The following is a 14,117-nucleotide window of genomic DNA, read 5'->3' on the forward strand; positions in this document are numbered from 1 at the left end:
CGCGACCGCTACTCGTATTCCAGCGCCGCCCTGCCCGTCAGCGTGATCAGGCTGTTGCGCACATGGTCCATGTGCGCCTGAACGTCGTCCCAGGTCTCGCCGTGCTCGCGCAGCATCTCCTCCGTGTCCCGGGCGACGCGCTCCTCGCGCAGGCGGGCCTCGGCGAGGATCTCCGCCGCACGCGTCTGTGCCTCCTCCTCGCTGCGGCGTGCGGACTCCTCGGCCTCGCCGAGCTCACGCTGCGCCTCGGACAGGGCGGCCTCCGCGCGGGCGATCCGCTCGCCATAGCGGGCCTCCAGCTCGGCCACCTGTTCGGCCCCCGCGCGCTCCAGCGCGGCCCACCGCTCGGCGTGGTCCCGGCCCTGCTCGGCGAGCACACCGGCGGTGCGCTCCCGCGCCTCGCGCAAGGTGGCGAGTGCCTCCGCGCGTTCTTCCTTCACCTCACGCCGGCTGCCGATGCGCAGGTCGTCGACTTCGGTACGCGCCGAAAGGAGGCACCGGCCGGCGTGTTCCTCGGCCTCCGTGCGCAGCGCGTCGGCGGCTTCCTGCGCCTCCTGACGTACGCCGAGGGCCTCGGCCTCGGCCTCGCCGACGCGTTGCCGCGCCTCGCTCCGCGCCCCGTCACGGATCTCCGCCGCTTCCTCCAGCACGAGCTGGAACAACCGCTGCGCGCTCTCCCCGAGCGTCTCGTACATCTGGGGCGGGAGCTGCGCGACGACCTCGCGCATCCGCACCGCCTCCGCGCCCATGTCCTTGGCGAGCACGGTCAGCCGCGCGGCACGCTCCCAGGCGGCGTCACGGTCCAGCGACAGCGCCTCCACATACGCGTCCACCTGATCGGGGTGGTAGCCACGCCCCCGGACGATCGCGAAGCAGTACGGCGTCATCGGTGCGCTGCTCATCCCCGGGAACCCCTCTCCGCCGGACGTACACGACAGGATAATTTCGCGCACATCTTGATGGATCGGTTGGAAGCGCGCATAACACGACACTCCGCAGGCATGTCACGGTAGGATGCTCGCCTGATCCGCACTCCGGGCCGCACAAGGCCTTCCGGGCACCGCGCGGGCCCCCGGAGGACATCCCCCTCCACGGTGACGATCATGCTGCGGACGGAGGCAGGCCGCGTTCGACCGCCCCCAGGTGCCGTTCGGCCGCAGAGATCCACAAAACGCGTCATGCCCCTTCACGCGCGCGTGAAGGGGCATGACGCCATCAGGCTCCGAGGGCCGCGACTACAACAGCCCGTCCCACATCTGCTCCAGCAGCACCGACCACCAGCTCTCCGGCGAACCGAGCGCCGCCGGGTCGAGGGCGGCCAGCTGGGCCTGGAAGTCGACCGTCCAGCGGCCCGCCTGCTCCTGGTTCAGGCCGAACCGCAGCCGCCACATCCGGCCCAGCAGCGCAAGGCACCGGGCGAACTCCGGCAGCCCCGTGTTCACGAACTGCGGCGCCACCGGCGCACCGCCCGGCCCGGCCTCCACCGGCACGGCGACGATGTTCGCCGTCCCGTACTGCACACAGAGCGCCCTGCCGAAGTCGGTACCCATGACGAGGTACGACCCCGCGTCGGAGGCCGGCTGCACCCCACGCTCGGCCGCCAGCTCCGCCAGCGTCGGCACCGGACGGCCCGGCTGGGCCTGCGCCCAGAAGAACGGGCCCAGGTCCACCGGCAGCCCCGCCACCACCAGCGTGTGCGCCACGACCGGCGGCACGCCCTGCCGCGACACCGCCTGCTGCTCGAACCGGAAGATCCCCGGCCCGAACACCGTCGCCAGCTCCTGGGCGATCCCCTCCGGCGGGATCGGCTGCACGGCCTGCACCGGCGGCAGCGGCGCCCGCACCGGCGCCGGCCGCGCGGGACCGTCCGCCACCTGGTGCAACTCGCCCTGGTGCGCCAGCAACTGACGCATGCCCTGCTGCCGGCTCGCGTGATCCGTGCCGTACGGCGCGATGCTCGTGATCCGCGCCTGCGGCCACTGCTCCCGGATCATCCGCGCACAGTACGCACCCGGCAGCTCGCACGACTCCAGCTCCGTGTGCAGCTCCAGCACCTGGTCCGGCGGCACGTTCATCGACCGCAGCTCGTGGAAGATCTGCCACTCCGGGTGCGGCGTACCCGGCGCCGAACGCCGGATCAGCTGCTGCTCCGAACCGTCCTGCGCGCGGTAGCGCAGCACGGCCTGATAGCCCGGACCCACCGTCGGCTGCGCCTGCTGCGGATAGCCGTACGCCGGAGCCTGCCCCGGCAGCGGACCGCCCGGCGGCGGCATCGCACCCGGCGGCATCGGCTGCGGAGCGCCCGGGGCGCCCGGCGGCATGCCAGGGGCGCCCGGAGCGCCGAGTGCGCCCGGAGCGGGCGGCGGCGGGGGCGCGCCCGGGCCACCCACGGGAGGAGCGGCCAGCACGGTCTCCGCGTGGTGCACGGCACCGCGCGCACCTCCCGGAGCGCCGGGGCCACCGGCCGCGCCCGGGGGCTGCGGGGCACCGGGGGGCTGCGGGGCACCGGGGGCGCCCGGAGGCTGAGGCGCGCCGGGAGCCGGAGGCATGCCCGGGGCGCCCGGAACCGCGGGTGCGCCCGGCGGATACGGCATACCCGGAGCACCCACCGCACCCTGCGCGCCAGGCGCACCCGGAACACCCGGAACACCCGGGGCGCCAGGCGGCTGCGGCGCGCCCGGAACCTGCGGCGCACCCGCTCCCAACTGGCTCGGGTCGGCCAGCACGGTGGCCGCGTGGTGGACGTTGCCCGGCGGCGTGCCACCAGGAGCACCCGGCGCACCAGGCGGCTGGGGAGCGCCCGGAACGCCCTGCACCTCAGGCCCCTCGGGCCCGAGCGCGGACACCAGCTGCGTCGGCACGTACCCGCCCGCAGGCGCACCCGGCACACCGGGCACGGGCGGCGCGGGATGGCCAGGGCGCGCGCCCGGCGCGCCGGGGACGCCCGGCGGAGGCGGCGGCGCACCCGGGCCGCCACGCCCCTTGCGCGGCGGCGGCGCGGCCTTGCTCGTCGCGGCGTCCGCGATGTCCCCGGCGTTCGGCGCGAGCGGCCGCGCGGAGTCGGCCGGAGGCTGCGGCGCGTGCGGGGCGCCGTCCGGCGCCTGCGGATAGCCGTATCCGGGAGCGGGCTGCGGACCACCCGGCGCGCCCGGACCCGACGGGTAGCCGTACGACTGCGCGCCCAGGGGCAGCGGAGGAGGCGTGCTGCCCTGCGGGGCGCCCGGAGTCCCGGGGGGCGCGGGCGGAGTGCCGGGCACCGGAGAGGGCACCGGCACACCCGGCGGGGGCGTACCAGGTGCCGCCGGTGCCTGCGGGTAGCCGTACGACTGCGCGCCCGGGGGCGGCGGAGGAGGCGTGCTGCCCATCGGAACGCCCGGAGCACCGGGTGCACCAGGAACGACAGGCGCCCCCGGTGCACCACCAGGGACGGGCATGGCGCCCGGCGCTCCCGGCGGCGGGAAGTTCTGCGGCCCCGGCGCGTTCGAGGCGTCGAGCGCCGGCGCGACCGCCGTGGGCGGCAGCTGGCTGCCGCCCGACATCAACGCCGTCTTCGCGTCCGGCGTCGCCGCCGGCGGCCGCGGAACCTCGTGGCCCTGCTCGCTCAACGGCGGCGCGAACACCGTCGCGGGCAGCGGCACCGAACGGTCCTCACCGGCATCCGCGTTCGTGTCCGTACCGGCCCACGGCGTGGCCCCGGCAGGCACCTCCGGCGCACCCGGCACACCCGGCGCGCTCTGCGGCCCACCGGAGGCCACCGCACCCTGCGCACCACCCGGACCTGCCGCCGGCCACGAGGCACCGCTTCCGCCGGCCCCACCGGCCGTACCCGCTCCACCGGACCCGGCCGGCACACCCGCAGCCGCAGCACCCGAACCCGCACTCGCACTCGCACTCGAAGCGGCGTCATCCGCCGCCGCGGGCACCCCGGCCTGCGTCTCGGCAAGCACCCCGCCCCCGGCGAAACCCCCACCGACCGAACCCGCACCAGAGTCAGCCCCAGCCGCAGCCGCAGCGCCCGAGTCCTCCCCCGACCGCCGATCCGGAAGGCCCAGCTTGTCCGCCGCCTCCTGCAACCACTCCGGCGGACTCAGCAGGAACGACGTCTGATTCAGATCCACGCGCGCGGGCGGCGGCGCCGGCACCGCGTCCTCGGCCTCCTCGGCACGGCCGTACTCCTCCTCGTACCGGCGGATCACCTCACCCACCGGCAGAGCCGGCCACAGCGTCGCCTCGCCGCTGTCCCGGGCGATGACCAGCCGCTGCCCGCCCGCATCCGAACGCGGGCCCTCCGCACGGTCCTCGCCCCACACCACGAAGCCCAGCTCGAACTCCCGCACCCGCACCTCACGATGCTGGTACGCGGGGACATCCCCGTTGATCCACTCCTCGGCGCGCTCCTGCGCCTGTGCGAACGTCACCATCGCGAAGCTCACTCCCCCGCCGAAGAGACCGGAACGGCACGCGCGAAACCGCCGTCCACCATCAGGTTCGCCACCGTCTCCAACTCCGGCGGATTGCCCGCGAGCCGCGACAGGAAGGCGTCGAAATCGTCGCCGCACGGCAACAGCAGCCGCTCCACCCGCTCGGCCGGGGACCACGACGGATCCACGTCCCGCACGTCGTCGTACGCGCAGAACCAGACCGAACCCAGCCGTTCGCCCTTCACCTTCACCGCGAGCAGACCACCCTGCACAAAACCGACGCCCAGGTAGTCCTTCGTCAGATGGTCGCGCAGGCACTTGTTGACGTAGACCAGGTCATTGACCGCCGCCTCGTCCCGCACCGTGAAGAACGGCTGGTCCACCAGCAGCCCCAGCTCGGCATCGAGCGCCGCGCCCACCGGCGCACAACCGCCCGCCGCCTTCAGGAACGAGCGATAGGCACCCGGCAACCGGTAGCCCAGATCCTCCTCGACGCCCTGCACCTGGGACTCCGTCACGGCCACACCCGACTTCGGCAGCCCGAAGTGCACCGGACGCGTCTCCTGCAACGGCCGCGTCCCACGCTTGCCCTGGTCCACCCGCGCCGTCGCCACCCCACCGTGATGCCGCAACAACGCCTTCACATCGACCGGAACCAGCTCCAGCCGCCGCGAACCCACCACGTGATGCCACGTCCAGCCGTGCGGTGTCGCCACATCCGGCACCGTGTCCCACAACTCGTGCCCCGACGCCGCCAACGCCGCGTTCGCCGACACATAGTCCGTCAGCCGCAACTCGTCGACGCCGAAACCCTCCGGCGGATCGGCGATCTCGGCCGCCGCGCGCGCGTACGCCGAGAAATCGGGGTAACCAAGCTCATCGGCCCGTACCCCTCTCGGGTGACGTGCCGCCCGAACGGGATCCGGGAAGTGCACGACCTGCCCGGCATAGGCCGCGTTCGGCGGCGCGGCTTGCTGCCCGAGCCGACCTGTCGTCATGGCGGTTGCCCCCTGCGGCGTTCTCTCTGGCCTGAACGGCGGTGTCGATCGCGGATGGCCACAGCCTATGCGGTACACGAACCCCGGTCACCGGCCCACCACATCCACCGGCCCACCCCGGCACCGCCGAACCCCCCACAACCGTGACCAGCCGTCACCCCGCCGTGACAGCCCGCCCAAACCCGGGCGTGTCGCACCGCCCCAGCTTCCCGACCAGCCACGGGATTTGGCACTCTGTGTCCTTCGGGGGACGCCCGGGGAGGGGAAGACGATCATGAATACCTTGCAGACCGGAGGTAACGACGTGCGGGCCGGCGACCCTCGCATCGGCTGGAGCGGCACCGAGGCACCTCCCACCCCCACCCTCCTCCACCGCCGCGACGGCATCCTGCCCACCATCGCCGCGGCCCTCTCCGTCCGCGGCGCCACCCTCACCGGCACCGCCGCCCGCGGCGACCAGCCCCCGCCCCTCCACGCCCTCGTCCAGGACTTCCTCGACACCCTCACCAGCGCCCAACGCGACCGCTTCACCGGCCGCTGCGCCGAGACCATCCTCATCTCCCGGCACATCGCCGCCGCCGACACCGCCCGCAGCAAACGCGCCGCCCGAAAACCCATGACCAACGGCGAAGCACGCAAAGCCCTCAAACAGGCCAAACTCACCGCCCGCCGCATACGCGAGGACGGCGACCCCCTCCACGGCAGCTTCGCCGCCCCCTGCCGCGCCTGCACCGCCCTCAGCGCCCACTTCGGCGTCCGCATCGTCGACCCGACGGCAACCGACGGCTGAACCCCGCCACCACCGGCCCGACCCAGCACACACGACGATCGAAGGGCAGATGCACGCCGACCGCAGCTCCTCCCCCAACCTCGGCTTCGCCCGACCCGGGGGACCCCCATCGCGCTTCCCCGTACCCGTCGACGCCGCCCTGCGCACCGCCGGCTGGCAACCCGGTCGCTGGGACATAAAACAAGCCGAAATCTGGGCCGACACCCTGCGCGACCACACCTCACCCGCGGGACACCGGCACACCGTCTTCCCCGCCGCCGTCGAAGCCTGGGCCGAATTCGGCGGCCTCCACATCACGCCCACCGGCCCCGGCCGCCAGATCGCCCCCGCCACCCTCCACCTCGACCCCCTGCACGGCCTCCACCTCGCCCGCACCCTCGGCGACCTCGGCCGCGCCCTCGGCACCGAGGTCTGCCCCCTCGGCGAGGAGACCGACACCGCCGCCCTCCTCGCCATCGACGCCGAAGGCCGCGTCTACACCCTCGACCACACCGGCGACTGGTACGTCGGCCCCGGCATCGACCACGCCCTGGCCACCCTCGTCTCCGGCCTGGAACCCGCACGCCTCACCACCGGCTGACCCCACCCGAACCACGGCGAGCCACCGACCGCCCCACCCCGCCTACACCGCCGGAATCACCGCCGACACCCGGAATCCCCCCGCATCCGTCGGCCCCGACACAAACACACCGCCCAGCGCCACGACCCGCTCACGCATCCCCAGCAGGCCATTGCCGCCCGACGGCAACCGCGCCGCCGAGGCCGACGCCGGCTCCGGCGGCGGCTCGTTCTCCACCTGCATCGCGATCTCCGCCCCCCGATGGGCCAGCCGCACATACGTCTTCGCGCCCGCCGCATGCTTGTGGACGTTCGTCAACGCCTCCTGCACCACCCGGTACGCCGTCTGCTCCACCTCCGCCGCATACGGACGCACCTCCCCCTCCACCGACAGATCCACCGCCATCCCCGCCTCGGCCGACTGCCCCACCAACTCCTCCAGCTCCGACAAGCAGGGACCCTCGGCCTCGTCAGCCGCCCTCGACGCGGCGTCCGCGGCAGCCACCCCCACCGCCGCCAACGGCTCCGACGCCGCACGCCGCCCCACGTCCTCACCCGCCCGCAGCACCCCGAGCATCTCCCGCAGCTCCGTCAACGCCTGACGCCCCATGTCCCCCACCAGCGCCGCGTTCCTCACCGCCTTCTCGGGATCCTTACGGGCAACCGCCTGCAACGCCGCCGCGTGCACCACCATCAGACTCACCCGATGCGCGACCACGTCATGCATCTCACGAGCGATCCGCGTCCGCTCCTCGTTCCGCGCCCACTCGGCCCGCTCCTCCGCGCGCTCGGCCAGCAACTGAAGCTCCCGCTCCAGACTGTCCGCCCGCTCCCGCAGACTCTCCATCAGCCGGCGCCGCGCCCCCACGTACAACCCGAGCAGCAACGGCGGCGCCGTCAGACCCAACGACGTCGTGATCGAAGCGAACGGAACGAACCAGTCACCGAGCGTCAGATCACCCCGCGCCATGTCCTGCCGCACCCGCACGAGCGTCACGATCATCGTGCCCAGCAACGACATGCCCGCCAGCGCCACGATGATCCGGCGCGGCAGTTCACACGTGGCCAGCGTGTACAGGCCGACGATGCCCATCAGGAAGCCCATCTGGGCCGGCGTGATCGCGATCGCGACCAGCACGACCGCGATCGGCCACTTCCTGCGCACCAGCAGCACCGAACCGGCGATCAGCCCGAACACGATCCCGACCGACACGGGGATCCCCGCATCCCGGGCGAACGGAATCCCCTCCGCGCCGCACTCCACGGCGGACACCAGCGCGAGACTCCCGTCGAGCACCGCACTGCGCCACCTGGCCCACCACCACGGGCCGGTCAGGCCCATGGTGCGCTCTTCCCCCGTTGTGGTCATGCCTCCAGCGTACGGGCGCCGGAGGCGCCTTTTCCGGTGACTTTCCCCTACTGGCCTGGACCACACACCGTAATCGAATGACCTCGAAACCCGCCGGTATCCCTCGAACTGCTGAACCACACCCGTTCGACACCGGAACATCACATTCCGCCCGGACGGTATGCGTATGACACATGCACCCGGCAAGGACGGCAAGTACGGGAACTTCGAGGGGTTGCGGGAGCGAGCGGTGGCGTTACGACGGGAGGGCTACAGCCTCCGGCAGATCCGGGACGAGCTGAAGATCTTCAACAACGACATCCTCAACCAGCTGGTGAAGGGGGAGCCGCCACCGGAGTGGACGAAGCGGCCGAACGCGAAGGACGAGCTGCGGGAGAGGGCGCGGGAGCTGCGGCTGCAGGGGTGGACGTACGACCAGATCCAGGCGGCGTTGGGCTGCTCCAGGAGTTCGGTGTCGTTATGGGTACGGGACCTGCCCAAGCCCGAACCTCGGTACACGCCAGAAGAGCAGCGGGCACTCATGCAAGAGGGGCTGGCAAAACGCCGTTCCGCAGAGCACGAGAGGCGCAAGAAGTCCAAGGTCACAGCTCTCCAGGACGTCGGAGAACTGACGGACCGCGAACTCTTCATGGCAGGCGTCGCGCTCTACTGGGCAGAAGGCTCGAAGAGCAAGCCCTATGACCGACGCGAGCGAGCGGTCTTCGTCAACAGCGACCCCGGCGTGATCCAGACCTACCTCGCCTGGCTGGACCTGCTCGATGTGGACCGAGAGCGCCTGGCCTTTCGCGTACTCATCCACGAGTCAGCGGACGTCGAGGCAGCCCACCTCTACTGGGCGGCTGTCGCCGACGTGGACGCGTCAGTCTTCGCCAAGCCGACCCTGAAGAAGCACAACCCCAAAACGGTCCGCAAGAACACCGGCGACGACTACCACGGTTGTCTGGTCATCAGCGTGTCCAGGAGTGCCCACTTGTACAACCGCATCGAGGGCTGGTGGAGCGGAATCGTGGCCCAAGCGCAGGCACGTCTCGGGTAAGGTCTGTGGCGCTGTCCCCCGTGGTGTAACTGGCAGCACACTGGTTTTTGGTACCAGCAGGACAAGGTTCGAATCCTTGCGGGGGAGCCTCAGCACACAAGCCCTTGGTTCGGGCCCTGACCACACAGTCAGGGCCCGCACTCATATCCCCCCAACCCCACCCCGGTATCCTGCGGCTGTAACCCCCTCCCACCCAGAGCCGAAGGGCAACCCCGTGAGCGCCATTCGCCCGGCAGCCGTCGTCGTTCTCGCAGCGGGTGAGGGCACCCGTATGAAGTCGGCCACACCGAAGGTCCTGCACGAGATCTGCGGCCGTTCCCTGGTCGGTCATGTGCTGGCCGCCGCCCGTGAGTTGGACCCGGCGAACCTGGTCGTCGTCGTGGGCCACGCCCGTGAGCAGGTCGCCGCGCACCTCACCGAGATCGACTCGACCGTGCGGACGGCCGTGCAGGAGCAGCAGAACGGGACCGGGCACGCCGTACGGATGGGGCTGGAGGAGCTGGGCGGGGCCGTGGACGGGACCGTGGTCGTCGTCTGCGGGGACACGCCCCTCCTGACCGGTGAGACGCTCGCGCAGCTCGCCGCCACGCATCACGGCGACGGCAACGCGGTGACCGTCCTGACCGCCGAGGTCCCCGACGCCACCGGTTACGGCCGTATCGTGCGCGATGAGGCGAGCGGTGCGGTGACCGCGATCGTGGAGCACAAGGACGCCACGAAGGCCCAGCGCGCGATCCGGGAGATCAACAGCGGGGTCTTCGCCTTCGACGGACAGTTGCTGGCGGACGCGCTGAAGAAGGTGCGGACGGACAACAGTCAGGGTGAGGAGTACCTGACCGATGTGCTCGGGATCCTTCGGGAGGCCGGGCATCGGGTCGGTGCTTCGGTGGCCGGGGACCACCGGGAGATCGCCGGGATCAACAATCGTGTGCAGCTCGCCGAGGCCCGCCGCATCCTCAACGACCGGCTGCTGACGCGCGCGATGCTGGACGGGGTGACGGTCGTGGACCCGGCCACCACCTGGGTGGACGTGACCGTCACCTTCGAGCGGGACGCCCTCGTGCATCCGGGGACGCAGCTCATGGGGTCGACGCACATCGGTGAGGGCGCCGAGGTCGGGCCGAACAGCCGGCTGAAGGACACTCGGGTCGGCGCGGGGGCGCGGGTGGACAGCACGGTGTCGGACGGTGCGCGGATCGGTGAGCAGGCGTCCGTGGGGCCGTTCGCGTATCTGCGGCCGGGTACGCGTCTCGGGCGCAAGTCCAAGATCGGCACGTACGTGGAGACGAAGAACGCGTCGATCGGCGAGGGCACGAAGGTGCCGCATCTGTCGTACGTGGGTGACGCGACGATCGGTGACTTCACGAACATCGGTGCCGCGAGTGTGTTCGTGAACTACGACGGTGAGAGCAAGCACCACACGACCGTCGGGTCGCATTGCAAGACGGGTTCGGACAACATGTTTGTGGCTCCTGTCACGGTCGGGGACGGTGCCTACACCGCCGCGGGATCCGTGATCACGAAGGATGTGCCGCCCGGTTCGCTGGCCGTGGCCCGTGGTCAGCAGCGGAATATCGAGGGCTGGGTGGCCCGGAAGCGTCCTGGGAGTGCGGCCGCGAAGGCGGCCGAGGCGGCGTCCCGGCAGAGCGAGACCGAGGACTGACCTGAAACGGGTGCGCCAAACACGGCGTACCGTGATAAGTGCACATCCGCACGAGTGCATACCCGCACCCCTACCAGCTGATACGGCCTCTCACGCCCAGACGGGAGGCCGGTCGAGCAGTCGGCTGGCTGAGAACCTCTGAGGAGACAGTGCTGTGACCGGGATCAAGACGACCGGCGAGAAGAAGTTGATGTTCTTCTCCGGCCGCGCCCACCCCGAGCTTGCCGAGGAGGTCGCCCAGCAGCTGGGTGTCGGGGTTGTCCCGACGAAGGCCTTCGACTTCGCGAACGGCGAGATCTACGTCCGCTACCAGGAGTCGGCGCGTGGTGCGGACTGCTTCGTGATCCAGAGCCACACGGCTCCGATCAACCAGTGGATCATGGAGCAGCTGATCATGATCGACGCGCTGAAGCGTGCGTCGGCTCGCTCCATCACGGTGATTGTGCCGTTCTACGGTTACGCGCGGCAGGACAAGAAGCACCGGGGCCGTGAACCGATCTCGGCGCGTCTGATCGCGGATCTGATGAAGACCGCGGGTGCGGACCGGATCCTGACCGTGGATCTGCACACGGACCAGATCCAGGGCTTCTTCGACGGCCCGGTGGACCACCTGTTCGCGCTGCCGCTGCTGGCGGACTACGTGGGCGAGAAGGTGGACCGGGCGAAGCTGACGGTGGTGTCGCCGGACGCGGGTCGTGTGCGGGTGGCGGACCGGTGGTGCGACCGGCTGGGGGCGCCGCTGGCGATCGTGCACAAGCGGCGTGACAAGGACGTGGCGAACCAGGTGACCGTCCACGAGGTCGTGGGTGAGGTCAAGGGCCGGGTGTGTGTGCTGGTCGACGACATGATCGACACGGGTGGCACGATCTGCGCCGCCGCGGACGCGCTGTTCGCGCACGGGGCGGAGGACGTCATCGTGACGGCGACGCACGGTGTGCTGTCGGGTCCGGCCGCGGACCGGTTGAAGAACTCGCGGGTGAGTGAGTTCGTGTTCACGAACACGCTGCCGACGCCGGGTGAGCTGGCGGCGGATCTGGACAAGATCAAGGTGCTGTCGATCGCTCCGACGATCGCGAGCGCGGTGCGTGAGGTGTTCGAGGACGGGTCGGTGACCAGCCTCTTCGACGAGCAGTGAGGTTTCTGCGCTAGTGCTCGTCACTAGCGCTCACTGAAGATCCTTTTGGGTGCGGCCTCCCCTCCGAGTAGACTGCTGCAGTTGCTCGGCGAGGGAGGCCGTACTCGTGTACGCGATTACGGCGGTCCGTTATCGACGCGCTCTTCGTAGCAGGCCGTTCGTGGCCGGGTGACCACGTCCGTACCTAGTTCTACGAGGAGTGATCACTATGTCCGAGGTGAAGATCGCCGCCGAGACCCGCAGCGAGTTCGGCAAGGGTGCCGCGCGCCGCATCCGCCGTGACAGCAAGGTTCCGGGTGTTCTGTACGGCCACGGTTCCGAGCCGCTGCACCTGACGCTGCCGGGCCACGAGCTGCTGCTGGCGCTGCGTACGCCGAACGTCCTGATCTCCCTGGACATCGACGGCAAGACCAACGAGCTGGCCATCCCGAAGGCCGTGCAGCGCGACCCGCTGAAGGGCTTCCTGGAGCACGTCGACCTGCTGCTGGTCAAGCGCGGCGAGAAGGTCACGGTCGAGGTTCCGGTGCAGGCCGAGGGTGAGCTGGCCGCGGGTGGCAACCTGCTGGAGCACGTCCTGAACGCGCTGCCGGTCGAGGCCGAGGCCACGCACATCCCCGAGGCGCTGACCGTCTCCGTGGAGGGCCTGGAGGCCGGTGCCTCCGTCCTCGCCAAGGACGTCAAGCTGCCGGCCGGTGTGACCCTGGCCGTCGAGGAGGACGCGGTCGTGCTGCAGGTCCTGCAGGCGCAGGCCGAGGAGGCCGCCGAGGGCGAGGCCGCCGAGGGCGAAGAGGTTGCCGAGGCCTGAGCCTTGGTGGTTCGGCCCTAGCTGCCGTTACGGTGCTTCAGAGGCACCCGGCACAGTGGTAGCTGTACGCTCCAGCCGCTGCTTCCCTTGGGGGGAAGCAGCGGCTGTTGCACGTGAGGAGACATGGACGTGACCACCCCCGCCAGTGCCCCCTGGCTCATCGTGGGGCTCGGGAATCCCGGGCCGGAGTACAGCATGAACCGGCACAACGTCGGGTTCATGGTGGTGGATCTGCTCGCGGAACGGATCGGGGGGAAGTTCAAGCGGGCGGGCAAGGCGCAGGCGCAGGTGCTGGAGGGGCGGATCGGTCCGGTGGGGCCGGACGGCCGGCGGGTGATCCTGGCCAAGCCGATGTCGTACATGAACCTGTCCGGCGGTCCGGTGAACGCGCTGCGGGACTTCTACAAGGTGCCGGTGGCGAACGTCGTCGCGGTCCATGACGAGCTGGACATCGACTACGGCACGCTGCGGCTGAAGCTGGGCGGCGGCGACAACGGGCACAACGGTCTGAAGTCGATGACGAAGGCGATGAGCGCGGATTACCACCGGGTGCGGTTCGGGATCGGGCGGCCGCCGGGGCGGATGCAGGTCGCGGACTTCGTGCTGAAGGACTTCTCCTCCACGGAGCGCAAGGAGCTGGACTACTTCGTGGACCGGGCGGCGGACTCGGTGGAGTGCTTGGTGACCGAGGGTCTCGAGCGGGCGCAGAGCGCTTACAACTCCTGACTTGTCCCGGCATCTCTCCCGGCGGAGTTGACCAGTCGTGTGCGCATGGCCAATGATCCCGGCCATGCCTGCCACAGCCGCCACCGCTCGCCAGGCCTCCGTGACCGCGCTGCGGTTCGGGCGGGCCGCTTCGATGGGTGCGCTCGCCGCGCTGATCCTGTTCGCCGGGGTGTGGGGTTCCTGGGGGACCGCGCAGCACGTGATGCTGACGAAGGGGCGCGAGCGCGGCACGGTCAAGGTGACCCGGTGTGACGGGGGCACGTGTTCGGGACCGTTCACACCGCAGTCCGAGGGGGCGAAGGCCCGCACGCGCGTGGAGATCGAGAAGTCGGTGGCGGTGCGCAAGGGGGAGACGTACGACGTCGTCCTCAAGCCCGGTACCGGCGATGCGCTGCGCTGTGGCCCGGCCGGGATCCTGTACGCCTGGTTGCCGCTGGGCGGTGCGTTGCTGCTGGCCTCGGTGGTGGTCGCGGGCGGGATGCGGCTGATGCGGGTGGCGTGGGTGCTGGGTCTGACGGGAGCGGGATTGCTGACGGCGGCGTTCGCGGCGGTTCGGTGAGGTGAGACGAGGGTGCCCCCGGGGTCGTACGACCCCGGGGGCACCCTCGTCCGCGTG

General features: G+C 71.1%; 12 protein-coding genes and 1 tRNA gene. 9 read left to right on the forward strand and 4 right to left on the reverse strand.

From position 1 onward, the window contains the following. Nucleotides 1-8: 8 nt before the first annotated feature. The 3 genes from AVL59_RS43380 to AVL59_RS43395 form a co-directional block, all read right to left on the reverse strand. Nucleotides 9-902: a cellulose-binding protein gene (locus tag AVL59_RS43380; protein WP_067315336.1), complete on the reverse strand. Its 894-nt coding sequence runs from the start codon at nt 900-902 to the stop codon at nt 9-11. Nucleotides 903-1,235: 333 nt separating this feature from the next. Further along, nucleotides 1,236-4,421: an SUKH-4 family immunity protein gene (locus AVL59_RS50080; protein WP_079147272.1), complete on the reverse strand. Its 3,186-nt coding sequence runs from the start codon at nt 4,419-4,421 to the stop codon at nt 1,236-1,238. Nucleotides 4,422-4,429: 8 nt separating this feature from the next. Then, the gene (locus AVL59_RS43395; RefSeq protein ID WP_067315343.1) at nt 4,430-5,419 is read right to left on the reverse strand and encodes an SMI1/KNR4 family protein; all 990 of its coding nucleotides are present in this window, start codon (nt 5,417-5,419) and stop codon (nt 4,430-4,432) included. Nucleotides 5,420-5,693: 274 nt separating this feature from the next. Between AVL59_RS43395 and AVL59_RS43400 the strand changes: the two genes are divergently transcribed. Together AVL59_RS43400 and AVL59_RS43405 are read left to right on the forward strand one after the other, a co-directional pair. Next, complete coding sequence (locus AVL59_RS43400; RefSeq protein ID WP_067315345.1) at nt 5,694-6,209, forward strand: YwqJ-related putative deaminase; 516 nt, start codon at nt 5,694-5,696, stop codon at nt 6,207-6,209. 49 nt (nt 6,210-6,258) lie between these two features. Then, complete coding sequence (locus AVL59_RS43405) at nt 6,259-6,789, forward strand: SUKH-3 domain-containing protein (protein ID WP_067315347.1); 531 nt, start codon at nt 6,259-6,261, stop codon at nt 6,787-6,789. A 42-nt stretch (nt 6,790-6,831) separates the two neighbouring features. On the opposite strand, the gene AVL59_RS43410 is transcribed toward AVL59_RS43405, so the two are convergent. Next, on the reverse strand, nt 6,832-8,136 hold the full coding sequence (locus tag AVL59_RS43410; protein ID WP_067315348.1) for a sensor histidine kinase: 1,305 nt from the start codon (nt 8,134-8,136) through the stop codon (nt 6,832-6,834). Between the two features lie 160 nt (nt 8,137-8,296). Here AVL59_RS43410 and AVL59_RS43415 point away from each other — a divergent pair, with 160 nt between their 5' ends. The 7 genes from AVL59_RS43415 to AVL59_RS43445 all read left to right on the forward strand — a co-directional run bounded on the left by AVL59_RS43415 (nt 8,297) and on the right by AVL59_RS43445 (nt 14,060). Beyond that, on the forward strand, nt 8,297-9,172 hold the full coding sequence (locus AVL59_RS43415) for a helix-turn-helix domain-containing protein (protein ID WP_372450405.1): 876 nt from the start codon (nt 8,297-8,299) through the stop codon (nt 9,170-9,172). A gap of 14 nt (nt 9,173-9,186) precedes the next feature. Then, a tRNA-Gln gene (locus tag AVL59_RS43420) sits at nt 9,187-9,259 on the forward strand. 127 nt (nt 9,260-9,386) lie between these two features. Further along, nucleotides 9,387-10,835, forward strand: a complete 1,449-nt coding sequence (gene glmU, locus AVL59_RS43425; protein WP_079147273.1) for a bifunctional UDP-N-acetylglucosamine diphosphorylase/glucosamine-1-phosphate N-acetyltransferase GlmU — start codon at nt 9,387-9,389, stop codon at nt 10,833-10,835. A gap of 154 nt (nt 10,836-10,989) precedes the next feature. Beyond that, on the forward strand, nt 10,990-11,970 hold the full coding sequence (locus AVL59_RS43430) for a ribose-phosphate diphosphokinase (protein ID WP_067315354.1): 981 nt from the start codon (nt 10,990-10,992) through the stop codon (nt 11,968-11,970). Between the two features lie 208 nt (nt 11,971-12,178). Continuing rightward, entirely contained in the window at nt 12,179-12,775 is a 597-nt protein-coding gene (locus tag AVL59_RS43435) for a 50S ribosomal protein L25/general stress protein Ctc (RefSeq protein WP_067315355.1), read from the forward strand. Between the two features lie 123 nt (nt 12,776-12,898). Further along, on the forward strand, nt 12,899-13,501 hold the full coding sequence (pth, locus tag AVL59_RS43440) for an aminoacyl-tRNA hydrolase (protein ID WP_067315357.1): 603 nt from the start codon (nt 12,899-12,901) through the stop codon (nt 13,499-13,501). A 52-nt stretch (nt 13,502-13,553) separates the two neighbouring features. Continuing rightward, nucleotides 13,554-14,060 (forward strand): hypothetical protein, encoded by a 507-nt coding sequence (locus tag AVL59_RS43445; protein WP_208870658.1) that lies wholly within the window; start codon nt 13,554-13,556, stop codon nt 14,058-14,060. Nucleotides 14,061-14,117 lie beyond the last annotated feature (57 nt).

It is taken from the genome of Streptomyces griseochromogenes (assembly GCF_001542625.1).
Classification (GTDB): Bacteria; Actinomycetota; Actinomycetes; order Streptomycetales; family Streptomycetaceae; genus Streptomyces; species Streptomyces griseochromogenes.